This window comes from Paenibacillus beijingensis (genome assembly GCF_000961095.1).
In the GTDB taxonomy this organism is placed as follows: Bacteria; Bacillota; Bacilli; order Paenibacillales; family Paenibacillaceae; genus Paenibacillus_O; species Paenibacillus_O beijingensis.
On sequence record NZ_CP011058.1, the window covers coordinates 3,879,536 to 3,902,485 of the forward strand.

Here is a 22,950-nt window from a genome sequence, read left to right on the forward strand (position 1 = left end):
ACGTTAATATTTTTCATTAAGGAAAGAGAGGCGCTGTTTATGTCGAAATCGGTGGCATCGAACGAAATGCTGAATTCGGGGGAATCCCCGAACACTCGGAGAGAACCGGCTGAAAAACAAACTGGCTATACTCAGGAATTGCGACGGACGCTAACGTTTAAAGATCTGGTTACTTTTGGCTTAATTACAATGCTGCCGATTGCTCCTACTCAAGTATATGCCCTGGCATCTGCCGAAAGCTTCGGTATGGCACCCCTTGTCTACTTGGTCGGTATGATCGCGATGGTGTTCACGGCGCTCAGCTACAGCGTGATGAGCCGTGAGTTTCCGATCGCCGGCTCAGCTTATTCATTCGTCCAGCGCGGACTTAATCCTCATGTCGGATTTCTGACCGGATGGATCATTATCCTGGATTATCTGATCATACCCGGCATGCTCATTTCGTTCTCGAATTTGTGGCTTTCCGCCGTACTCCCCGGTATCCCCCCAATCGTCATTCTGATTGTCTTCGCCGCTATCATCACTCTCGTCAATGTTCGGGGCATCATTCTTACCCGCTGGGCCAGCTATCTTTTTCTTTTCTGCCAATTGGGACTAATAGTGATCTTTATTATTTGTGCTTTAAAATATGTGCTGATCGACGGTAATGGGCTAGGCGGGTTTTCACTATCGCCTTTCTACCAGCCTGGGAAAGTCGACCTCCAATTCATCGCGACAGCCGCATCGATCGCTGTTCTTGGTTTTATCGGATTTGACAGCATCAGCACGCTTTCCGAGGAAACTAGAAACCCGACCCGAACGGTCGGCAGGGCCGTCGTAGCCAGCTTATGCCTCATCGGTTTGCTATTTCTGAGCCAATCGTATTTTGCGACACTGGCTCACCCGGATCATACTGACCTGGATCCTGGAATGGGCTATTTTGACATTATCCGCGAAGTCGGCGGTGATGTGCTCTACTATGCCTTCATCGTAATCGGAGTCGCATGTGTGGGCATCGCCAACGCATTGACGGTTCAATCGGCTATTTCACGCGTAATCTACTCCATGAGCCGCGACAAGCTTCTCCCATTCTCCGGCATCCTATCCAAAGTACATGACAGGTACAAAACGCCGGCCAATGCAACGATTTTCGTTGGACTCGTTTCCGTTCTCACCGGGCTTTTCCTGTCCCTGGATCTGCTTGCCAAGCTTGTCAATTTCGGAGCCATGTCCACCTACATGCTGCTCAATCTTTCGGTTATCACCCACTTCATCATCAAAAACAAACGAAGAGGCTTTGGGAGTCTCATTCGCTATCTCGTCTGTCCGCTTATCGGCTTCTCGGTCATAGGGTTCATATGGAGCGGCTTTGACAAGACGACTTACATCATCGGATTCGCATGGCTTGCAATAGGGATCGTGTTCGGCGCCATCAAATCAAAGGGATACCGCGAGGTGCCTCCTGCACTTTCGGAAATATGAGGGCAGGGGGCTTGACATGAGACTGAATAATAAAAGGGCAATCGTTACAGGAGCGGGACGGGGCATCGGCTTTCAAATCGCGAAGCGGTTTGCGGAAGAAGGCGCTCGTGTTGTGGCCACAGACGTTTTGGAAGCCGGGGCCGAAGCGGTGAGCGTGCTTAGCAACGCAGGGCTTGACATTGTCTTTCACCGCGCGGACGTTTCCCAAATCCTCGACGTCAGAGAGCTTGCCGAGTTCGCACGACGTACATTGGGCGGTGTCGATATCCTTGTCAACAACGCCGCCGTCAATATTCCCGGATCGATACTGGAGCTGACTGAGGAAATTTGGGACCGGACATTCGATGTGAATGTTAAATCGATTTTTCTGCTATCACGCGAAATCATACCGGACATGCGGGGCGCAGGCGGTGTCGTGATCAATATGGGATCGGCTAATAGTTATGTAGCGGAACCGCGACTGGCCGCCTATGTGTCCTCGAAAGGCGCGATACTTATGCTGTCTAAAGCGATGGCATTAGATTTCGGGCCAGACGGCATTCGTGTGAACTGCATTTGTCCGGGCTGGGTTGATACATCGTTTAACGATCGTCATGCCGAACTGTTCGGCGGCAGGGACGAGGTATTGAAAAATATCGCCGATATTCATCCTATCGGACGAACGATTCAGCCGGAAGAGATTGCGAATACGGCAGTATTTCTTGCCTCCGACGAAGCAAGAGCCATTACGGGAGCCGGTATTTTGGTTGACGGCGGATATACGATTAAATAGCAACTGCAAGATTATATAAGGCAACTCGGTTGCTGGCGCCCCCGCTTAAGCCTTGCGTTTGCGACTGCAGGAACGATCAGGCGTTATTTTGCGAAGTGAGCGGGGAGGAGTGATAAACAAGGTGTGATATTAGAGATAACAATGCTGGCAAGCTCTTCAAATAGAAGTTAAACCCAGTAGATCTTGAAGGGTGCCGTCCAATTTGCTGTGTTTGAACGAAAAGCCTTCTCTCTCCAGCCGCTCGGGAATGACCCAGCGGCTCTTTAATATTAATTCCGTTTCGGTGCGCAGCAGAAAGGAGCCGATTTCAAGCATCCATTTGGCAGCGGGCAAGCCTGCTTTTCGGTTCATCGCCGCTCGAAGCTGTCTCATCAGCTCGCGGTTCATAACGGGATTCGGCGCCGAACAATTGAAGATCCCGCTCAGGTCTTCTCTCTCTTTAAGAAAAAGAATGATGCGGAATAAATCTTCCACGTGAATCCAGCTAAACTTTTGATTGCCCGATCCCTGGACGCCGCCAAGCCCGAATGTGACGAGATTCCGGTAAGGGATCATAACGCCTCCATGCTCCCCGAGTACAATCGCGATTCGCAATGCGATTTGCCGGGTCTTCGGCAATTCGAACGAAAAAAACGCGCGCTCCCATGCTTTGGCTACTTCAACGGAAAAGCCGGAACCGATTTCGCCGTTTGCTTCCGTCATCGGCCGGTCTTCGGCATGCCGGTAAATGGTAGCTGTGCTGGAGTTGATCCAGAGCGGCGGCGGGCTGATGCACGCGGACAGCGCACTGCCCAAAATTTGCGTTGTCTCCTTTCTCGACTTAAGAATCGCTTCTTTATTTTTCCGGTTATAGCGGCAGTTGACCGACTTCCCGGCCAGGTTGATCACGAGCTCGGCATGTTCCATTGCTTCGGTTATGGCGCTCGGATCATTCCAGGATAGATGCCCGGGCTGTCTCGAAATAATGCGTACTTCATATCCGAGTTGCATAAACTTCTCCTCTAAATATTTCCCGATAAAACCGGTCCCGCCGGCCAATATCACTTTCTTCTTCATGAGCCCACCTCAATTCGTCCGTATATGAGCCTGTAATATAGGGTATCGGGCTTATTTTAACACAGGTCGTCCCCCTTGAATGACACGGGCAGAGGTTTTATTATCACACTCTGAATAGAGTATACTGTCAGTACCTGGATGGAGGCGGCGAATCCGGTTTAGGATAACAGGAGCATATAATTGGTAAAATTATGCACGAAGAGGTGAGTCTGGTGGCGTTTGAACCTGTCGATGCTTCATTTTTTGGACAACCTACACTGGAATTGGCGCGTTCGCTGCTCGGCATGCTGCTCGTGAAGGAAACCGAAGCGGGTACGGCTTCGGGATGGATTGTGGAGACGGAAGCGTACATCGGGCCGGGTGACCGGGCCGCGCACAGCTACAACAACCGGAGGACGGCCAGAACGGATGTCATGTTCGGTCCGGCCGGCCATGCGTACACTCACGTTATGCATACGCATTGTCTCCTTAATGTGGTCAGCGGGGACGTCGGCCATCCGGAAGGCGTCTTGATTCGCGCGCTTGAGCCTTGCACCGGAATCGAGCTGATGGCCAATCGCCGCGGACAAGTAAAAAAGAAACAAGAGCTTACAAACGGGCCCGGCAAACTGACCAAGGCGCTTGGAATCCGGATGGACGATTACCGCAGACCGTTATTTGAACGGCCGTTGTTTATTGCGGAGGGCAGAGGAGTCGAATTTATCTCGTCCGGTCCGAGGGTCGGCATCGACAACAGCGGCGAGGCTAAAGATTACCCGTGGCGGTTTTGGGATGCGGGGAGTCCGTTTGTATCAAAAAATGCGGTGAGAAAAACGAAAATGATATAAAATGAAGGGTATAGTTGGATAACGATGGAATAGGGGGGATACGAGTGGATTTAAACGGAAAAGTGGCGCTTGTTACCGGCGGCGGCACCGGCATCGGCAGAGAGACGTGCATCGCGCTCGCCAAGCGGGGGGCGGCGGTTGCCGTAAACTATTCGCGTTCAAAAGAAGAAGCCGAAGAAACGGCGCAGCAGATCCGAAACGAAGGCGGGCGCGCCATCGCGCTGCAAGCCGACGTTTCAAGCGACAGTGAAGTAAGACGCATGGTCGATCGTATTGTGCAGCAATTCGGGACGGTCGATCTGCTCGTCAATAATGCCAGCATTACCCGGCACATCCCGCTTGACGATCTGGAAGCGGCAACGGAAGACGTATGGGACGCGCTCTTTGACGTGAATGTCAAAGGGATGTTTTACTGTGCCCGGGCCGTCGCGCCTTACATGAAACAGAACAAACAAGGAGCCATCGTCAATGTCGGCAGCATTGCCGGACAAACGGGGGTAGGTTCTTCGCTGCCGTACGCTGTTTCCAAATCGGCCGTTCACGGGCTTACGAAATCGCTCGCGCGGGCTTTGGCGCCTGAAATCCGGGTGTGCAGCGTGGCGCCCGGCGCTGTCGCAACAAGATGGTGGGCCGGAAAGGAACAGCAAATGGAGCGGCTAAGCCCGAATCTTCCGCTGCAGCGCATCTCGACGGCCGAGGATATCGCCCATTTCATCTGCGCGACCTTGGAGCAAGAAGCAATTACAGGGCAGATTATCACCTTAGACTGCGGACAAACGCTGTAGGTTTAGAATAGCGCACCGCGCCGCCCGTTATACATCATCATTGCTAATGCTAAGCTTCATCCGTTTTCTGTTTCGGTAACGCAAAAATACCGCCCGCGATCCGGCCGATAAGCCGGAAGCGGGCGGTATTTTTTTGCTTCGGTCGTTCAGATCCCAAAATCGGCAGCTTATGCTGCCCGATCAGCGGACCGTTGGAAGGAGGTGTTAACCGCTGATCGTTTGTGCCGATTCGATAGGAGTCGTTTTGGCTTTGCCGCTTTCTCCCATCCAGCTGTTCCGCCATCTCATCTGCATGACAACGAGCAGGCAAAGCGCCGCGGCCGCAATGAGAGCGAGACAGATGAAGCCCAGCATATAAGAACCGGTCGATTTGTACAGGTTGCCGAGAATAAGAGGAAGCGCATATCCGCCCAGTCCTCCCGCAGCTCCGACAATGCCCGTCATCAGGCCGATTTCGTTTCCGAACCGCTGAGGAACAAGCTGGAATACCGAACCGTTGCCGGCTCCAAGACACATCATGCCGATAAAGAGCAGCGTTAAAACTACAGGAAGGGGAGGCAGCGTTGCAACGCAAGCAAGCATGATCCCGGCGCCTCCATACAGGATGGTCAGCATCCGCGCGCCGCCGATACGGTCGGACAAGAAACCTCCCACCGGTCGGAAGAAGCTGCCGGCAATGACGCAGATGGTTGTGAAATCTGCCGCGCGTACCGGAGCAAGGCCGTATTGCGAATTGAAAAAGATCGTCAAATAGTTGGCAAGTCCGACGAATCCGCCGAATGTGACGCAGTACAGGGCGCAGAACACCCAGGCGTCCCCTTGCTTCAAAATGTTGGCATACTGGCTAAGCTTTTTAGGCGCCGGACGGTTTGGACTGTCTTTGGCAATAAGCGTGAAGATGATGAAGACGAGAACGATCGGAATGATGGCTAGGCCGAATACGACTTCCCAGCTGCCGTAATGCTGGGCGATGCGGTTGGCGAACAGAGTCGTGAATACCGTTCCGCTGTTGCCCGCCCCGGCAATTCCCATCGCAAGACCTTGGTGCTCTTTCGAATACCACTGGCCTGCAAGCGGCAGCGCCGCTGCGAAGGAAGCGCCTGCAATACCAAGAAGCAGGGCGACGATATACATCTGATCAAGGGAATGAACGAATTTCCAGCCCATGACGAGCGGAACAAGCGTGACGAGCATACCGATTTGCCCGGTACGTTTCGGACCGATATAGTCGGTCAGAAAACCCAAAACGAGCCGCAAGATCGATCCTCCAAGAATAGGAAGAGCAACAAGGTTCGCTTTTTGTACCGGATCCATCGCAAAATCTTTCGCAATGATGACGCTGAGCGGACCGATCAGTACCCAAATCATAAAGCTGACGTCAAAATACAAAAACGCGCTGAACAGTGAAGGCTTATGCCCGCTTTGCCAAAACCCTTTTCTCTCCATCCTTCATCTCTCCCTTTTTTTTTTGATGAAGCCTGTCCGAGACCTTTGTTTCGTGCAGTCTGTACGGCTGCCGCCGGAAATTATCAAAAAAGGCCGCAACTCGTCCTTTAAATAGAACGAATCGCGGCCCCATTGCCGACGGCAGCACGTCATTGTGCAGCCTCTTGAATTTAGAATTGCTTCATCACGAAATTGTGATTTTCTACACAGATTATAAAGACTAATCAAAGCCAATGTCAATATATATGACACAACTTTTTTGGAAGTATTTTTTTCTAATCCAATAGTGTCATTTATATTGACACTGCATCTCGGATCGACTATTCTTGGAACATAAGACTCAGCACAACGGCGTGCTGACCAAGATGGCAATGACGCCCTTTTTCCTGTATATATGTATATAGGAAGAGGGCTTTTTCTGCATATGGGGATAAATAAAGTCATTAGGAGGGAGAGAATGTCCATTAAATATGCTGACATCTCCGAATCCGTCACGGTTGATCAGGCCAATCTTAAGCTTGCGTCGCTTACCCGGCTTCCTTCTATTGAGAAGATCCGTTTGGAAGAAGCCGCAGGACGGGTACTGGCGATTGATTTCGCAAGTCCATTTCCGCTTCCGCCGTTTCGCAGGGCGGCTATGGACGGTTACGCCATCCGCTCCGAAACCGTCCGCTTCGCAAGCCCGGACAATCCGGTACAGCTTGTTGTTCAAGGCGAAATAAAGCCGGGCCAGTATATGCCGGCATCGGCCCAGAAGGCGGGGGTGAACCGGGCGCTTCGCATCTTTACAGGCGCGCCTGTTCCCGATGTTTACGATGCCGTCGTCATGCAGGAAGCGGTTAGACGGATCGAGCAGCCGGACAACGCGCACCGCATTCAGATTGACCGCCCTTACCGCAGCGGCCAGCATATCGCCGAGCAAGGGGAAGATGTCCCTTCGGGAATGACATTGCTTGGCCAAGGTACGGTGCTGGGAGCGAAAGAGATCGCCGTGCTGGCCTCGTTCGGACAGATGGAGATCGACGTCTTCCGCCAGCCGCGGATTGCGGTCATCCCTGTCGGAGACGAGCTGATGCCGCTCGGGAGCAAGCTTGGCCCGGGACAGATTTACGAGGCGAACGGAATGATGATCCAGACGCGGCTGCGCGAGTTCGGAGCTTTAATTGTAAGATATCCGCCCGTACCGGACCGCCTCGAAGCGATTGAAACCGCAATCGGGGAGGCAGTCCGGCAGGCGGATATCGTTGTGACGACCGGAGGGGTGTCGGTGGGGGATTACGATCTGGTAAAGCAAGCGGCGCTCAATATCGGCGGAAGTCCGCTGTTCACCAAAGTATTGATGCGTCCCGGCACGCCGACCTCCGCCTTTGCAATAGATTCCCGGCTTCTGATCTGCCTGTCGGGAAACCCGTCGGCTTGTTTTGCCGGAATGGAGCTGCTGCTCCGTCCGGCCGTGATGCAGGCTTCAGGGCGCAAGGAGCGTCGGCTCGTATGGCTGGAAGGGCGACTGAGTGAACCGGTGGACAAACCATCCCCTTATCCGCGATATATACGCGCTTACGTGTACCGGGATGCGGATAAATGGAACGTCGAGCCGCTTCGGAACGATAAATCCGGCAATGTGGCCGCTTTCGCGCAAGCCAATGCGCTGGCGCTCATCCCGGCCGGGGGCGCCGGGGCCTCACACGGACAGGCGGTCCGCTGGGTCCCCCTCTCATCTTGACAGAATTCGGGTTTGGAGGATGAACATGATGAATACGAGACTGATCGTCATCGGCAACGGAATGGCCGGTATAAAAGTTGTGGAGGAGATCGTCAACCTTGCGCCTGGTTCATTTCAAATTACGGTTTTCGGCGCGGAGCCTTACCCGAACTATAACCGGATCATGCTTTCCAAAATGGTTCAGGGGAACGCTTCCTTCGACGACATCGTCATTAACGACTGGACTTGGTATAAAGAACGGGGAATCAAACTTTACGCAGGTGAAACGGTAGCCCGCATCAATACTACGGCCCGTACGGTGGAGACCGTCTCCGGCATCAAGGAATCGTACGACATTCTTATTATTGCAACGGGTTCCTCCGCTTTCATTCCTCCCATTCCCGGAACGGACAAAAACGGCGTCATCGCTTTCCGCAATGTGGACGACTGCACCAAGATGATGGAAGCGTCAAAGGTGTACAGCAAGGCGGCCGTTATCGGCGGCGGACTGCTCGGATTGGAAGCCGCCCGGGGGCTGCTTAATCTGGGGATGGAGACCGAGGTCGTTCATAATGCGCCGCATTTGATGAACCGCCAGCTGGACGAGACGGCGGCACGGATGCTGCAGCGGGAACTGGAAGGTCAGGGGATGCGGTTTAAGCTCAGTAAAAATACCGTGCGGATTACCGGCAGGTCGCGTGCACAGGGCTTGCAATTTTCCGACGGCAGCCGGCTTGCGGCGGATCTGATCGTGCTGGCCGTCGGAATCCGGCCGAATGTGGAGCTGGCCCGAAGCTGCGGCATTCATACGAATCGGGCGATCGTTGTCGATGATTACATGAGAACGAATATCCCGGGAATCTATGCGGTCGGAGAGTGTGCGGAGCATCGGGGAACCGCTTATGGCCTAGTTGCTCCGCTGTACGAGCAAGGCAAAGTGCTGGCGAAGGTCATCTGCGGAGTCGAGACCGGGCCCTATACGGGATCCGTCCCCTATTCGCAGTTAAAAGTTTCGGGAGTCGACGTCTTTTCGGCGGGAGATATAAACGACGATCAAGCCGAAACGGCGGTCCAGATGTATGACGGCATTCGGGGCACGTACAAAAAAGTGACCATGAGCGGCGGCGTCGTCTCCGGCGCAATCCTGTTCGGCGATACCGCCGAGGGTACTTCGCTGCTCGGCCTCGTGAAACGTGCCGCTCCCGTTTCGGCATTGTCTGCCGGAGACAGCGGCAAAAACGCCGCCGATGAAGCGGCCGCCTCCATGCCGGACAATGAAACGGTATGCGCATGCAACGCGGTCAGCAAAGCTGCCATCATGTGCGCCGTACTCGAAGAGGGTCTTTCGACAGCGGACCAGGTTAAAGAAAGGACGAGGGCTTCGGGATCGTGCGGCGGCTGCCGGCCGATGGTGGAGGCGCTTGTGCGGCACACGCTCGCAAGCGGCGGCTCGGTAACCGTCCGCTCGGCGGACCCCGTCTGCGATTGTACCGGCCTCGATCACGAATCGTTGAAAGAGGCGCTCTTGGATGCGGGATGCGGCACCCCGGCCGAAGCGATGTCCGCTCTGGGCTGGAATAACGAGCAGGGATGCCCGGTTTGCCGGCCGGCAATCCAATATTACTTGGAGACAATGAACCATAACGGCTGCGGAGCGGCTGTCAGTGAAGGCGGAACGGCATGTGCCGGGGGCGAGTCCATCGCAGGCACCGGCGCCGATGCGGAAGGCGGCGAGGGACGTAATGTCGGCGTGACGGTCCGTTTTGGAGTGGACGAGAGCATTGACTTCGCTCCTTACAATGCGCACGCAATAGGTAAGGAGCTTGAGAACAGCTGGAGCCGCTTAACGCTGCCCGCTTCGGTACGCGCCGTCTTCTCTTCCGGATATCCGGCAGGCGTTCTCGTACATGATATCGGTCTGACCGGATCTCCTGCCGGCTGGGAAGTCTACGCGGGCGGTCATGCGGAGCATCCGGTCAAGCAGGGGCAGCTGATCGGCACCGTCGAGACGGATGAAGAGGCGCGGAGCTTGGCCGCTGCCTGTCTTCAGTTGTACCGCGAAGGCGCCCGTTACGACGAGCCGGTATGGAAGTGGCTGGAGAGGGCCGGCGTCCTTGCAGTCCGTGAAAGCTTGCTGGATCCGGCGTTCCGGGAGGAGCTCGTGCAGCGCCAGGCTGCATCGGCCGCAGCTTCAAAGCATGAAGCCGTTCAAGTGATGCAGTCCAAACGAAGCGAAGGAAGCGAGGAAGGGGCAGGTGAAGCGAATGCGGCAGTCGTTAGAACCGGTTATTAAACCGCTCGCAGTGATGGAGTCGCAGTGTCCGTTCTGCAGCGTGCAGTGCAAGGTGAAGGTGACGGAGGAGAATATTCCGGAGTCGAGCCGCTTGTCCTATAAAGCGGAAGGAATTTCGAATGCGGCGTCGGAAGGCAGATTGTGCGTCAAAGGGATGAATGCGCATCAGCATGCAACGAGCGCAGCGCGGCTGCTGCATCCGCTTATCAAGAAAGACGGGCGGCTCGTGCCTGCATCGTGGGAGGAAGCGCTGCAGACGATCAGCGGGCATTTCAAATCCGCCATCAAGGAGCGCGGACCCGACTCCATCGGCGTTTACGGCGGAGGTTCGCTGACCAACGAAGCTGCTTATTTGCTCGGCAAGTTCGCCCGCGTGGCGCTCGGAACGAAGTATATCGATTATAACGGCCGCTTCTGTATGTCGGCAGCGGCTTCGGCAGGGAACAAAACGTTCGGAATCGACCGCGGTCTGACATGCCGGCTGGCGGATATCCCGCTGGCACGCTGCATCGTGCTCGCGGGAACGAATATCGCGGAATGCCAGCCTACGCTTATGCCTTATTTCAACAAGGCGAAAGAAAACGGGGCGAAGATTATCGTGATCGATCCCCGTGTGACCGCAACGGCGGCTGTTGCCGACCTGCACCTGCAGATCAGGCCGGGCACCGATGCCGCGCTTGCCAACGGCATGCTCAAAATCATTCTCGAAGAGGGATTGGCCGACGAATCGTTCGTCCGTGCCAGAACGAAAGGGTTCGAGGAGCTGAAGTCGCACCTGGAGAAAGCCGACTTAAGCGAGATTGCCTCGTTATGCGGGCTTAATGCCGAGGCGATTCGGGAGGCCGCGGTCACATACGCGCAGGCGGACACGGGCATCATTTTTACGGCTCGAGGAGTCGAGCAGCAGACGGACGGCCACATGTCGGTCCGGAATTTTCTCAATCTGGTGCTTGCAACCGGCAAAATCGGCCGGGAAGGGTGCGGATACGGAGCCGTCACCGGGCAAGGGAACGGCCAGGGAGGCCGGGAGCACGGACAGAAGGCCGACCAGCTGCCGGGCTACAGAATGATTGATAATGAAAGCGACCGGGCGTATGTCGCATCGGTATGGGGAATTGCGCCGGAACAAATCCCAGGCAAAGGCGTTTCCGCTTACGAGATGATGGAGCTTGTTGCTAAAGAACAGATCAAAACATTATTTGTTATGGGCTCCAACCCTATCGTGTCCAACCCGAATGCCCGTTTGGTCGAGGAAGGTCTGCGCAAGCTGGATTTGCTGGTAGTAGCGGATATGTTCCTGACCGAGACGGCTGCGCTCGCCGATGTCGTGCTGCCGGTCAGCGCTTATCTGGAGAACGGGGGGACAATGACGAATCTCGAAGGCCGCGTTTTGCTGCGGGAAGCGGCTCGTCCGGTTCCGGGAGAAGCACGCCACGATTGGAGCATTCTGTGCCAGCTTGCAAATCAGCTGGGCAAAGGCGATTATTTTACATTCGGTTCGTCGGAAGAGATTTTTAACGAGCTCAGACTCGCCAGCCGCGGAGGGGTGGCCGATTACTACGGCATAACGTACGACAGACTGCGCCGGGAAGAAGGCATATACTGGCCTTGTCCGTCCAAAGACGATTCGGGTACGGGCCTGCTGTTCCGGGAGAAATTCGCTCATCCGGACGGCAAAGCGGTATTTACTGTTGTGGAAAGCCGCAGCCCGCAGGAAACGCCGTCCGCGGACTATCCGCTGACGCTGACGAACGGCCGTTTGCTCGCGCACTACCTCACCGGGGTGCAGACGCGCAGAAGCCCTTCGCTCGCGGCGCGCGAAGTGGAAAACTTTATGGAAATTAACCCGAGAACGGCGCAAAAGTTCCGGATCGAGGACGGGGAGTGGGTCGAGGTCCGCTCCAGACGCGGCAGCTTTACCGTTCGCAGCCGGGTTACGAAACAAATTCGCGAAGATACGGTCTTCGTGCCGATGCATTGGGGCGGCGCCCAAAACGTCAACCGGGCGACCACGCCTGAACTCGACCCGTTCTGTAAAATGCCGGGTTTCAAAACGTCGGCCGTTTCCGTCCGCCCGGTTCGCCTCTTGCAGCGGGAGGGAAGATGACAGCGCCTGAAGCCGGGGCACCAAAAGCTGCGGCACCAAATGCTGTGGCACCATATGCCGGAGCACCAAAAGCAACTTCGCTCACGGCTTCCGACATGCCGGTGAAGAACTCCACTATGGAGGGGATCATTTTGGCGGGCGGTCAGAGCCGCCGGATGAACGGCGTCATGAAGGCTCATCTGCCCGTGGCGGGCATCGCCATGATTGACCGCGTCTCCGCTGAAATGAACGGCATCTGCGGCAAGGTTCATGCCGTCGTCGGAACTGAGGCGCAGCAAAGAGCCATAGGTGGAGGAGGTCTGTCCGTCGTTGTGGAATCGGAGCCCGGCCGCGGTCCGCTTCCCGCGCTGCAGACCGGCTTGTCCTTGGTTCGGACTCCTCTGGCGTGGGTATCCGCTTGCGATATGCCGCTCGCGTCGTCTAAAGCCGCCGCTTATATGGCCGAGATGCTGGTCCGGAGCGGCCGGATGGCAGCCGTTCCTTTCGTAGGCGGCAGGCTTCATCCGCTGCAGGCGGTATACCGCCCGGAATGCCTTCCTTTTATTCGGAAATGTGTATCAGCCGGCGAGCTGCGGATGAACGCTTTTTTGGAAACGGTTGATGTGCTTCAGATCACCGAAAATGTATTGGAAGAAGCGGGTATCGACGCCCGATTCGTAATAAATGTGAACCGTCCGGAGGAGTATGAGCAGATTTGCCGGATCGGCAACGAGTTTTTTCAACCAAACGCTTAAGAAAGGGGAAGAAGGATGGGTAATCCTGTAGTCTTTCAAATCGTCGGCTATAAAAATACGGGGAAAACGACTTTAACGTGCAGGTTGATCGACTTTTTCGGGGAGAGGGGGATGCGCACGGCAACGATTAAGCACGATGCGCACAGCTTTGAATCCGAACCGCCGGGATGCGATACCCGAAGTCACCGCGAGGCCGGCGCCGCTTGGTCAGCCATTACGTCGCCGGGTCGGACTGCAGTCGTCATGGAATTTCCTTCTTCCCTTGATGCGTTAATTATGCAGGCGCCGTCAGTCGATTTGGTGCTTGTTGAAGGCTTCAAGAACGAACGTTATCCGAAGCTGCTCTTGATCCGGGAAGCGCAAGATGTGCATCTGGCTGCATCGGCCGCAGGATTGACCGGCATCGTGCTTTGGCCGCAGCTGTATCGTCAAAGGAATTCGCTTTCATTGCCTTCCGGCATCCCGGTGATGGAAATCGGCGATTTCGAAGCGATTGCCCATCATGTGCTGGAGGCGGTGCTGCAGGCATGCGAGCCGGTGCAAATGCACCCGGCTGCTGCCGGTTCGCTGGCACGGAAGGCGCCCGCCGCCGTCAAAGCTGCGGACCCGGCCGGCGTGCGAATCGAGCGGAATCATCCCGCAGAAGCGAACAACGAAGGAGTGCGGTGGTACAAAGATTTAACGCTTGATACGAAGCGGATGACCGTATTCCGGGGCAGTCTCCCGATCAATCTGACGAAGACCGAATACGAGCTGCTGCTCCATTTTATTCAATCGGACGGGGCGGTGCTGACCCGTGAAAACATGATGGAAGATATTTGGGGCAGCCCCTTCTTCGGCAACAGCAATGTGGTGGATGTGCACGTGAAGGGCGTGCGGCGCAAGCTTGGGGACAGCGCAGCGTCCCCGGTCTATATTAAGACGGTGAGAGGCGTAGGATACCGTCTGGCCGATTAACGGCATCTTGCAACCGCATGCAATGATTAGACGGATGCTGTCTCATAAGTATTCACATAAAATGAGCTAGTCCTAAATAGGACAAAAGGGGACCTCCTGTTTCGCTGGCAAAGCGGAGTTGGAGGTCCTTTCCACGCTAAACCTGCGACTGTGCAGGTATTATCGATCGAAATCGCATGTCAGGAGGGAAAACCTGCAATGGCGATGGTACAGGAATTCTCAGCTTTTATCGCCTGAACGAGAGATGCAGACGATATGCGATTTTACGTCCGGATGCCTTTGTTCGGCCCAGCAGGATCGTGCTTCTTGTTGAAGAACGGCAGGTGCAGACCGTACCTTTTAACCGGCTTCTTGCTTAAGCCCCGCTGTCCGAAGGCGATCGTGGCGTTGATTTCCCCGCCCAAAATAATAATGATGGAGCTCAGATACAGCCAGATCAGGAGCACGATTACACCGCCGAGGCTGCCGTACGTTTTTGTATAGTTGCCGAACTGGTTTACATAAATGGAAAATAAAAACGAGGTGACGATCCAGCCAATGGAAGCGAAGACGGCACCGGGAATGACTTCCTTGAAATTCATTTTCCGGTTCGGTGTAATCCAGTACAGCAGCATGAACACGCCGATCATCGCAGCCAGCGGCACGACATACTTCAGAACCGCCCAAATCGGCTCGAACCCGTCGGGATAGCTTAACAATTGAAACATGTACTCTCCGATCGAACGGCCGAAAATAAGCATCAGCATCACCAGCATAATAACAAGCGCCAGCACGACCGTTGCGAGCAAGGAGATGCCGCGCACTTTCCAGAACGGACGCGTCTCCTCCTCGTCATATGCCTTGTTCAAGCCCTTGATAACGGCGTTAACGCCGCTCGAAGCGGCCCAAATCGTCGCAATCATCCCGACCGAAAGAAACGCGCCATTGCGGTTTACGGAAACCTCACGAATGATGTCGCGTACGGTGTCTCCCGAACTTGCGGGAAGGTTCCGGATCAGCCCATTGAGAACCGTATCGCTTGAAAGCTGCACAAATCCGATCAGCGTCACCAGAAAAATAAGAAACGGGAAAAAGGCGAGAATCAGATAATACGTAAGCTGGGCGCCGAGCGCAGGCACCTCGTCATCGCGGAAACGGGCGATCAAGTTTCGGGAAAAATCCATGATTCGAACTTTACGATTAAGTTGATGTTTCATATTATATTCCTCCTTCAGGTTTTGCCGGAGGCAAAACCACTTCGAAAGCATAAGGAAAAAATTCACCTCTCATTACCCGCGAACGATCGGTTGAAAACGGGCGGATCCATCGCCGTCAAGAGTGCTGCCGATTACATGGACAAGCGGATAGCTGAGAAAAAATATGCATGGCGGAATGCTGCTCTACGTTTAAGTTCTGTTTACAAGATGAATGAAGCCGTCTATTGAAGCTTTTCAGTAGCGGCTTTTTTGATTACTTATGTATTCCATTTTGTAACAAGAGATCGTAGTATTGGAAAGGGGTCGGAGTTTAACAGCCGGGGCTAATCGTTTGAACGCATTGATTTCAGAATTGCAATGGAAAAAAGGGGAAGTTAAGAAGTGGAGCATCTTAGTATTGAAATGCTGCTGTTTATTATCGCCGGAGGCTTTGTGGCCGCATTTGTAGACGCTGTTGTCGGAGGCGGCGGAATGATTGCGGTTCCGGTGCTGCTGATGACGGGTATGCCCGCCGATGTCGTGCTTGGGACGAACAAATTAGCGGGCACGATGGGCTCGCTGACAAGCACCGTAACCTTTATGCGTTCGGGAAAAGTGGATTTCAAGTCGGTCAAATGGCTGTTTCCGCTCTCCTTGTTAGGGGCGGTGAGCGGAACGCTGGTGCTGCGGCACATTCCTTCGGACTTTCTGAAGCCTCTGGTCGTCGTTATGCTGATCGGGATTACCGTTTATACGATTTTTCGCAAAAGTTGGGGAAGCAGCTCCACGTTCCGGAGCTACTCCGCAAAGTCGGCTTGGCTGATCGCCATCACCGCGCTCGGGTTTGGTTTTTATGACGGATTTTTCGGTCCGGGAACCGGTTCCTTCCTTATTTTCGCCTTTTTGATGCTCGGACTCGATTTCGTTAAAGCGGCGGGAAACGCCAAGGTGCTTAATTTCGGCAGCAATATTGCGAGCCTGGCTACTTTTATGCTGCTCGGCACAATTAACTACGAGATCGGCCTTCCGATGGGAGCGGCGATGATCGCAGGTTCGATGTGCGGATCCAAAGTAGCTATTCGCAAGGGCGCCGCTTATGTGCGGCCGCTGTTCATCATCGTTTGCGTATCGTTAATCGGCAAACAGGTGTGGGAGCTGGTATCGAAGTAACGGGCGGAGACAGATCGAAGATGAGCACAAGATGGAATAAAAGGGGGTTGGGCACGATTTCGTACTTAAATTCGCGATCGGATAACACCAACGCCCACTTACGGACAATACCGCAAGTGGGCGCTTTTTTTCGTTTATTCAAGACCAAACTGCGCTTTATTAACGAGTTCTCCGGATAGGAACATGAAATTGGCGTTTGCTCCGATCGAGCCTTCACCGTTATACATATAGACTACGGCGTCACCGCTCTCGGATAGTGCGTTTCCAGGACCGCCAACGATCTTTTTCACTTCCGAATAAGACATTCCAATTTTGACAGATTCATATTCTTCCAAACTAATGGTGGCGTTAGCATCATCGTCTCCCATCGCCTCAATCTCCTTTGACATTTCTTGATTTATCTCTTGCGATATCGTTTGAACCTCGGAATACTCTTCTGTATCGGGGAACTCATTCGAGAAAACGGTTATGTACGCCCGTGTCACGTCGGTATCGCCCTTTGCCTTATTTTCCTTGATTTTTTCAAGCATCTTTTTTGCGCTTAGCGAATTAGCCTTTTCGCTACTCAGTGCTTTATTTAGCTCGTTGATTTTGTTTGCATCACTTTCCGCAGCACGAAGCAGGTTTTGGTTTTTGGTCTGAAGTTCTTGAATTAGATCTTTATCTTCTTGACTACCACAACCGGTTAGCATGACAAGCAATGTCAATATTGCCGCAGTTCTAAAATTCCACACCTGAGTAATCCCTCCTCATACAAAATAATCCTAATTATACCAGATGTTACAATTGAACCGTATATAATAAGGAAGGAAAACGCCGGCTTGTTATCAGTCTTTCCTTTAACGTTCGTCTTACCCTTTCGTGGATCGCCCAACGCAAAAAAACCTCCCGCGGATTCTCCGCGAGAGGCTTCGTATGTAAAGCAGTTCAGGCGCTAATTAACGGCTAGACTGTTGCCCTTCCGTTGTGCCTGCCGAACATTCAACGTCCGACAAACGTTGATTTAACGGGCTTATTACGTGAAATGGCGTCCCAGAAGGGATTCGAACCCCCGACCGACGGCTTAGAAGGCCGTTGCTCTATCCAGCTGAGCTACTGGGACGTATAAAAAAGACAGAAACATTGAATATATTAGCACGCTCCGAACTGAAACGCAAGAGGTAACAACAATAAAATTTAAATATCTTTCAAACGCCATTCTATCCGCAATTGAAAAATTGGCTGCACTGGCATGCGCATTTTTTTCCAAAAACGGCCCCAAATCCATTTCAAGGCAATTATCGCCATAACAAGGGAAACAAAAAAAGCCCTGCATTTCAAGGCTTTCGTGAACTAAAAATCTTCGCTTCCCTTCCGAAGAGGTTATTCATTATGGAGCGGGTGAAGGGAATACTCAAAATCCTCGATTTCACTGTTCCCGCCGGGAACGGATCGAGGAAGATTTTGACGCGCGTCCTAATGAGATGATTCAAGATGTATTCACGGACGGTCGAACCGCCGAGGGTTCGCTTCCCTTCCGAAGAGGTTATTCATTATGGAGCGGGTGAAGGGAATCGAACCCTCGCCTCAAGCTTGGGAAGCTGGCGTTCTGCCATTGAACTACACCCGCATGCAAAAATCCGTGCTTCCTAAATGTACCATACAGGCCGGACCGAATCAAGAAAGACCCGCTCGTTACCTTGCTTCGACGGCTCATCTTGTATTAAGATCAGGACTTCATCCTCGCGCCGGATCTTATCTGTCAATTTGTCTCTTTTGAAAAACGGTTCCGATTCGATTCCGACATATGCAGTTATGGTTAAATTGTAAATGGGCAACCATAGGGACAGTCATTTTTATCTTTCGTAAACGTCATGTTATAATCAAACCAAATATCGGGTTGGCCATAACGCGGACGCGACAACGGGGCGGTGTTACCATTACGACTTCTAACGATTCGCATAACGAACAAAAGGAAAATGTCTATCTGTTTCCGAAAATGCTGGACCATTATCAGGTTCAGCTGACGCGGATGCTCGAGGCCGAGCAGTATGGCGAAGCGAAGCGGCTGCTCCGCTTTTTGCTGCAGTGCCAGGGCGAGGATCGCCGCCATTATGAGGAATGGGGCAACTTGCTCGCCTGGCTGGATATGGCGTTTCCGGGTACCGGCAACGACAGCCCCGAGGGGGATCCGGATGCGGAAGAGGACATCGACGAAGATTCGCTGCGCCGCGAAGCGCTTGACCCCGGCGAGCAGGACGAATCCTATGTCCAGCAGGTGCTATACATAATGAAAAATCATCCGATGATCGACCAGCAGATGCTCGCGCTGGAGCGGGCCGCGCATTTGCGCAGCCACGAGGTGGAAGAGGCGATTGTCAAATGGCTGTCCGGGGAGGCTGTACATCCGATCGTCCAATTTAAGGCGCTGCAATGCTTGCGGAAACGGGGGGTGACCGGCCGGATCGCTTTGGAACGGCTTGGGGAAACGGTGGAGCTTGACGTGGAAGTGACTCCGCTTTCGATGGACGATTTCCCTTCGCAAATTCAGCAAATGCTGGAACGGGTAGAAAAAGTGACGGAGGTCAACGATCCAACCTTGCCGCATTTTGCGAAAGAGCTTTGGAAGGAATGCCTCCAGTTTTTGTACGGCACCTCGGTCTATTCCTGGATGCTGCGCGATGACATGGAGACGGTTGACTGTTTCGCCGCCGCCCTTCATATGACGCTGCTGCTCGCCGTCTACGGCTCGGCCGACGATGACGAAATCAGGGATACATACGGAATAACGGGAGAGCTTCGCTTCCGGTACGAACAGGCATGCCGGGCGCTGCGGCAAATCGCCGAATTCCAGGAAGGATATGGGGATGACCCCGAACCTTGAAATCCACAGCGATGTTGTTTATAATGGAATGGTTTATGAAAACGTGATAGAATCAGCGTAAGACGCTTATTTTTTTGGAGGGGAAAGCATAAAATGAAAGCAACCTGGGAAAAGATAGACAAGAACATCGTCGCAATCGATGTTGAAGTAGAATCGGAAAAAGTCGATGCAGCCATCGACCAAGCATTCAAAAAAGTCGTTCAAAAAGTAAACGTTCCGGGCTTCCGCAAAGGCAAAGTGCCGCGTGCGATGTTTGAAAAACGTTTCGGCGTGGAAAGCCTTTATCAGGACGCGATCGATATTATTTTGCCTGAAGCTTATTCCGAAGCACTGCAAGAAACGTCGGTTAAACCTGTAGACCGTCCGGAAATTGACGTCGAGCAATTCGGCAAAGGACAAGCTTTCAAGTTCAAAGCGAAAGTAACCGTTAAGCCGGAAGTGAAGCTTGGCGAATACAAAGGCCTTGAAGTGCCGGCCGGCAGCTCGGAAGTAACCGATGAAGAAATTGGCGAAGAACTGAACCGTCTGCAGCAGCGTCATGCCGAACTGGCCGTCGTTGAGGAAGGCGCAGCCGAAAACGGGGACATTACGGTTATCGACTTCGACGGATATGTGGACGGAGAACAATTCGAGGGCGGCCAAGCGGAGCGTTATTCGTTGGAGCTGGGATCGAACTCCTTTATCCCGGGCTTTGAAGATCAAGTGGTCGGCATGCAAACGGGCGACTTCAAAGACGTTGAAGTAACGTTCCCGGAAAGCTACCATGCGGAGAACCTTGCCGGCAAAGCGGCTGTGTTCAAAGTAAAGCTGCACGAGATCAAACGCAAAAATCTGCCGGCTCTGGACGATGAGTTCGCCAAAGACGTCAGCGAATTCGATACGCTTGAAGAGTACAAGCAGGATCTGTCGAGCAAGCTGAAAGAGCGCAAAGAAAAAGAAAACGAGCAAGCCCGCGAAACGGCCGTTATCGAGAAGGTGGCTGAAGGAGCGGAAGTTGAAATTCCGGAAGCGATGATCAACACGGAGATCGATTATCTGTTCCGAGATTTCGAGAACCGGATCCGTACGCAAGGTCTGACGATGGACCTGTACTACCAATTCTCCGGACAAGACGAGGCTGCTCTTCGCGAACAAATGCGTTCCGACGCCGAGCGCCGCGTGCGCAACAACCTCGTGCTGGAGCAAGTTGCCAAAGAAGAGGGCATTGAAGTAACGGAGGCCGACGTGAATGAGGAGCTCGAAAACCTCGCCAAGCAGTACAGCCGTACCGTTGAGGAACTACGCGGAATTTTTGCCCAAAACGGATCTCTGGACAGCCTGAAGGACGATCTGTCCCTGCGCAAAACACTTAAATTCCTCATTGAAAACAGCAAAGTCGTAACCGAGGTCGCTTAAGTTTCGCGATAACCGGTTTTCAGAAGGTAAGGCACGTCTTTATGCGTGCCTTATTTTTCACCAATCGGCCGTCCGCTCATCGCTACATAAAAATATTTGTGAATCCCGGGGGTATTTTCCCCGTACATAACAGCAAGCCGTGATCGTATACTGTAATATTCGGAATGCTTTCCTGAAAAATGACATTGCATCTTCAACGTGTTAAAATGGAAGAGTATTCAGACTCCAAACCAGAAAAGAGGTTGGTCGCATGAACTTGGTACCGATCGTAGTTGAACAAACAAACCGCGGGGAGCGTTCTTACGATATTTACTCCCGGCTCCTGAAGGACCGGATTATCTTTCTCGGCAGCGCCATCGACGATGACGTCGCCAATTCCATCATTGCACAGCTGCTCTTTCTGGCGGCCGACGATCCGGAGAAAGATATACACCTTTACATTAACTCTCCCGGCGGTTCAGTGACGGCGGGAATGGGTATTTACGATACGATGCAGTTCATTAAGCCTGACGTATCAACCATCTGCGTCGGCATGGCCGCAAGTATGGGATCGCTGCTTCTTACGGCTGGAGCCAAAGGTAAGCGCTTTGCGCTGCCGAACAGCGAAGTTATGATTCACCAACCGCTCGGCGGCGTTAGAGGACAGGCGGCGGATATCAAAATTCATGCCGACTGGATCATCCGCACGAAGCAAAAGCTGAATCAGATTTATGTGGAACGAACGGGACAGTCGTACGAGAAAATCGATCGCGACACCGACCGGGATTTCTTTATGAGCGGTGAAGAGGCGATGAATTACGGTCTCGTAGACAAAGTGATTACGACGCCCGAATCGCCGACGCTGTAACAATCTCTACTAAGGGGTGATTGCATGTTCAAATTCAACGAAGAGAAAGGCCAGCTGAAGTGTTCCTTCTGCGGCAAGTCTCAGGATCAGGTTCGTAAGCTCGTAGCCGGACCAGGCGTATATATATGCGATGAGTGTATTGAATTGTGCACGGAAATCGTGGAGGAGGAGCTCGGACACGAGGAAGAGCTCGATCTGAAAGACATTCCGAAACCGAAAGAAATCCGGGCCATTTTGGACTCGTATGTCATCGGTCAGGAAGCGGCCAAAAAGTCGCTCTCCGTTGCGGTTTACAATCATTACAAACGGATCAATTCGCAGAACAAGCTCGAAGACGTCGAGCTGCAAAAGAGCAACATTATGCTTGTCGGCCCGACGGGCTCCGGTAAAACGCTGCTTGCCCAGACGATGGCCAAAATTTTGAATGTGCCGTTCGCCATTGCGGACGCCACTTCGCTTACGGAAGCCGGTTATGTCGGCGAAGACGTGGAAAACATTTTGCTGAAGCTGATCCAGGCGGCCGATTACGATGTGGAGAAAGCCGAGCGCGGCATCATCTACATCGACGAAATCGATAAAGTGGCGCGCAAATCCGAAAACCCGTCCATCACGCGCGATGTTTCGGGCGAAGGGGTACAGCAGGCGCTGCTGAAAATTTTGGAAGGCACCGTCGCTTCCGTTCCGCCGCAGGGCGGACGCAAGCATCCGCATCAGGAGTTCATCCAGATCGACACGACGAACATCCTGTTTATTTGCGGCGGCGCGTTCGACGGACTGGAACAGCTGATCAAACGCCGGATCGGCAAGAAGGTTATCGGCTTCAACGCCGGCGGCGAAGGAACGAAAGATATGAAAGCCGGCGAATACTTGTCGCTCGTGCTTCCGGAGGATCTGCTCAAATTCGGTCTCATTCCGGAATTTGTAGGACGTCTGCCGGTTATTTCCACACTGGAGCCGCTTGATGAGCAGGCGCTAGTACGTATTTTGGCGGAGCCGAAAAACGCGCTCGTGAAGCAGTATCAAAAGCTGCTTGAGATGGATAACGTCAAGCTGGAGTTTGAACCGGCAGCGCTCGAAGCGATCGCCAAAGAAGCGATCAAGCGCAACACCGGTGCTCGCGGTCTGCGTGCCATCATCGAAGGCATCATGCTGGAAGTGATGTACGAGGCTCCTTCCCGCGAGGAAATGAGCAGCTGCGTCATTACGGAAAAAGTCGTTCAGGATCGCATCATTCCGGAACTGACGGCCAAAAAAGGCAAGAAGAAGGAAGAAAGCGCCTAATTCGAGCAGTTCGATTACCGTCTTAGTCTCCACCCTGCCGGCAGCCTGGTTCAGGCTGCCCAAGCAGGGTGGACTTTGG

General features: G+C 53.3%; 18 protein-coding genes and 2 tRNA genes. 14 read left to right on the forward strand and 6 right to left on the reverse strand.

Annotated features, from left to right (window positions below; translation table 11 throughout):
- The first annotated feature begins 39 nt into the window (after positions 1-39).
- Together VN24_RS17505 and VN24_RS17510 are read left to right on the forward strand one after the other, a co-directional pair.
- Positions 40-1,461 (forward strand): APC family permease, encoded by a 1,422-nt coding sequence (locus VN24_RS17505; protein WP_238590721.1) that lies wholly within the window; start codon positions 40-42, stop codon positions 1,459-1,461.
- Between the two features lie 16 nt (positions 1,462-1,477).
- Positions 1,478-2,233: an SDR family NAD(P)-dependent oxidoreductase gene (locus VN24_RS17510; RefSeq protein ID WP_045671452.1), complete on the forward strand. Its 756-nt coding sequence runs from the start codon at positions 1,478-1,480 to the stop codon at positions 2,231-2,233.
- 156 nt (positions 2,234-2,389) lie between these two features.
- On the opposite strand, the gene VN24_RS17515 is transcribed toward VN24_RS17510, so the two are convergent.
- Positions 2,390-3,289, reverse strand: a complete 900-nt coding sequence (locus tag VN24_RS17515; protein WP_045671453.1) for a TIGR01777 family oxidoreductase — start codon at positions 3,287-3,289, stop codon at positions 2,390-2,392.
- 191 nt (positions 3,290-3,480) lie between these two features.
- On the opposite strand from VN24_RS17515, the gene VN24_RS17520 reads away from it, so the two are divergent.
- Together VN24_RS17520 and VN24_RS17525 are read left to right on the forward strand one after the other, a co-directional pair.
- Entirely contained in the window at positions 3,481-4,116 is a 636-nt protein-coding gene (locus tag VN24_RS17520; protein WP_045671454.1) for a DNA-3-methyladenine glycosylase, read from the forward strand.
- A 44-nt stretch (positions 4,117-4,160) separates the two neighbouring features.
- Positions 4,161-4,901: an SDR family NAD(P)-dependent oxidoreductase gene (locus VN24_RS17525; protein WP_045671455.1), complete on the forward strand. Its 741-nt coding sequence runs from the start codon at positions 4,161-4,163 to the stop codon at positions 4,899-4,901.
- Positions 4,902-5,105: 204 nt separating this feature from the next.
- Here the strand turns inward: VN24_RS17525 and VN24_RS17530 are convergent, their stop codons facing one another.
- On the reverse strand, positions 5,106-6,347 hold the full coding sequence (locus tag VN24_RS17530) for a nitrate/nitrite transporter (RefSeq protein WP_045671456.1): 1,242 nt from the start codon (positions 6,345-6,347) through the stop codon (positions 5,106-5,108).
- 457 nt (positions 6,348-6,804) lie between these two features.
- Here VN24_RS17530 and VN24_RS17535 point away from each other — a divergent pair, with 457 nt between their 5' ends.
- The 5 genes from VN24_RS17535 (at position 6,805) to mobB (ending at position 14,140) form a co-directional block, all read left to right on the forward strand.
- The gene (locus tag VN24_RS17535; RefSeq protein WP_045671457.1) at positions 6,805-8,070 is read left to right on the forward strand and encodes a molybdopterin molybdotransferase MoeA; all 1,266 of its coding nucleotides are present in this window, start codon (positions 6,805-6,807) and stop codon (positions 8,068-8,070) included.
- A gap of 28 nt (positions 8,071-8,098) precedes the next feature.
- Positions 8,099-10,342, forward strand: a complete 2,244-nt coding sequence (gene nirB / locus VN24_RS17540) for a nitrite reductase large subunit NirB (RefSeq protein ID WP_045673423.1) — start codon at positions 8,099-8,101, stop codon at positions 10,340-10,342.
- Positions 10,314-12,449 (forward strand): assimilatory nitrate reductase catalytic subunit NasC, encoded by a 2,136-nt coding sequence (gene nasC / locus VN24_RS17545; RefSeq protein WP_045671458.1) that lies wholly within the window; start codon positions 10,314-10,316, stop codon positions 12,447-12,449. Before nirB ends, nasC begins: the two co-directional genes overlap by 29 nt.
- A 131-nt stretch (positions 12,450-12,580) precedes the next feature.
- Positions 12,581-13,183: a molybdenum cofactor guanylyltransferase gene (gene mobA, locus VN24_RS17550; RefSeq protein WP_045671459.1), complete on the forward strand. Its 603-nt coding sequence runs from the start codon at positions 12,581-12,583 to the stop codon at positions 13,181-13,183.
- Positions 13,184-13,198: 15 nt separating this feature from the next.
- Positions 13,199-14,140 carry a molybdopterin-guanine dinucleotide biosynthesis protein B gene (mobB, locus tag VN24_RS26470; RefSeq protein ID WP_052703022.1) on the forward strand — a complete coding sequence of 314 codons (942 nt, stop codon included), beginning with the start codon at positions 13,199-13,201 and terminating at the stop codon, positions 14,138-14,140.
- Positions 14,141-14,403: 263 nt separating this feature from the next.
- Here the strand turns inward: mobB and VN24_RS17565 are convergent, their stop codons facing one another.
- Positions 14,404-15,336, reverse strand: a complete 933-nt coding sequence (locus VN24_RS17565; protein WP_045671460.1) for a YihY/virulence factor BrkB family protein — start codon at positions 15,334-15,336, stop codon at positions 14,404-14,406.
- A 381-nt stretch (positions 15,337-15,717) separates the two neighbouring features.
- On the opposite strand from VN24_RS17565, the gene VN24_RS17575 reads away from it, so the two are divergent.
- Positions 15,718-16,485: a sulfite exporter TauE/SafE family protein gene (locus tag VN24_RS17575; protein ID WP_045671462.1), complete on the forward strand. Its 768-nt coding sequence runs from the start codon at positions 15,718-15,720 to the stop codon at positions 16,483-16,485.
- Positions 16,486-16,619: 134 nt separating this feature from the next.
- Here VN24_RS17575 and VN24_RS28250 read toward each other — a convergent pair whose 3' ends face one another.
- The 3 genes from VN24_RS28250 to VN24_RS17590 form a co-directional block, all read right to left on the reverse strand.
- Positions 16,620-17,219 carry a DUF3862 domain-containing protein gene (locus VN24_RS28250; RefSeq protein WP_052703023.1) on the reverse strand — a complete coding sequence of 200 codons (600 nt, stop codon included), beginning with the start codon at positions 17,217-17,219 and terminating at the stop codon, positions 16,620-16,622.
- 291 nt (positions 17,220-17,510) lie between these two features.
- Positions 17,511-17,587 (reverse strand) — tRNA-Arg (locus VN24_RS17585).
- Positions 17,588-18,020: 433 nt separating this feature from the next.
- Positions 18,021-18,094: transfer RNA gene (locus VN24_RS17590), tRNA-Gly, on the reverse strand.
- 270 nt (positions 18,095-18,364) lie between these two features.
- On the opposite strand from VN24_RS17590, the gene VN24_RS17595 reads away from it, so the two are divergent.
- The 4 genes from VN24_RS17595 to clpX all read left to right on the forward strand — a co-directional run bounded on the left by VN24_RS17595 (position 18,365) and on the right by clpX (position 22,871).
- Positions 18,365-19,348, forward strand: a complete 984-nt coding sequence (locus tag VN24_RS17595; protein WP_238590723.1) for a hypothetical protein — start codon at positions 18,365-18,367, stop codon at positions 19,346-19,348.
- Between the two features lie 93 nt (positions 19,349-19,441).
- Positions 19,442-20,743, forward strand: a complete 1,302-nt coding sequence (gene tig / locus VN24_RS17600; protein ID WP_045671464.1) for a trigger factor — start codon at positions 19,442-19,444, stop codon at positions 20,741-20,743.
- 250 nt (positions 20,744-20,993) lie between these two features.
- The gene (clpP, locus tag VN24_RS17605) at positions 20,994-21,590 is read left to right on the forward strand and encodes an ATP-dependent Clp endopeptidase proteolytic subunit ClpP (protein WP_045671465.1); all 597 of its coding nucleotides are present in this window, start codon (positions 20,994-20,996) and stop codon (positions 21,588-21,590) included.
- 24 nt (positions 21,591-21,614) lie between these two features.
- On the forward strand, positions 21,615-22,871 hold the full coding sequence (gene clpX, locus VN24_RS17610; protein WP_045671466.1) for an ATP-dependent protease ATP-binding subunit ClpX: 1,257 nt from the start codon (positions 21,615-21,617) through the stop codon (positions 22,869-22,871).
- Positions 22,872-22,950: the final 79 nt, after the last annotated feature.

Bases quoted from the DNA above. Each gene is read 5' to 3' on its own strand.
- VN24_RS17530 (WP_045671456.1), bottom strand. From the start codon at position 6,347: ATGGAGAGAAAAGGGTTTTGGCAAAGCGGGCATAAGCCTTCACTGTTC.
- clpX (WP_045671466.1), top strand. From the start codon at position 21,615: ATGTTCAAATTCAACGAAGAGAAAGGCCAGCTGAAGTGTTCCTTCTGC.
- VN24_RS17520 (WP_045671454.1), top strand. From the start codon at position 3,481: ATGCACGAAGAGGTGAGTCTGGTGGCGTTTGAACCTGTCGATGCTTCA.
- clpP (WP_045671465.1), top strand. From the start codon at position 20,994: ATGAACTTGGTACCGATCGTAGTTGAACAAACAAACCGCGGGGAGCGT.
- nasC (WP_045671458.1), top strand. From the start codon at position 10,314: ATGCGGCAGTCGTTAGAACCGGTTATTAAACCGCTCGCAGTGATGGAG.
- mobB (WP_052703022.1), top strand. From the start codon at position 13,199: ATGGGTAATCCTGTAGTCTTTCAAATCGTCGGCTATAAAAATACGGGG.
- nirB (WP_045673423.1), top strand. From the start codon at position 8,099: ATGAATACGAGACTGATCGTCATCGGCAACGGAATGGCCGGTATAAAA.
- tig (WP_045671464.1), top strand. From the start codon at position 19,442: ATGAAAGCAACCTGGGAAAAGATAGACAAGAACATCGTCGCAATCGAT.
- VN24_RS17505 (WP_238590721.1), top strand. From the start codon at position 40: ATGTCGAAATCGGTGGCATCGAACGAAATGCTGAATTCGGGGGAATCC.
- VN24_RS17510 (WP_045671452.1), top strand. From the start codon at position 1,478: ATGAGACTGAATAATAAAAGGGCAATCGTTACAGGAGCGGGACGGGGC.
- VN24_RS17535 (WP_045671457.1), top strand. From the start codon at position 6,805: ATGTCCATTAAATATGCTGACATCTCCGAATCCGTCACGGTTGATCAG.
- VN24_RS17565 (WP_045671460.1), bottom strand. From the start codon at position 15,336: ATGAAACATCAACTTAATCGTAAAGTTCGAATCATGGATTTTTCCCGA.
- VN24_RS17515 (WP_045671453.1), bottom strand. From the start codon at position 3,289: ATGAAGAAGAAAGTGATATTGGCCGGCGGGACCGGTTTTATCGGGAAA.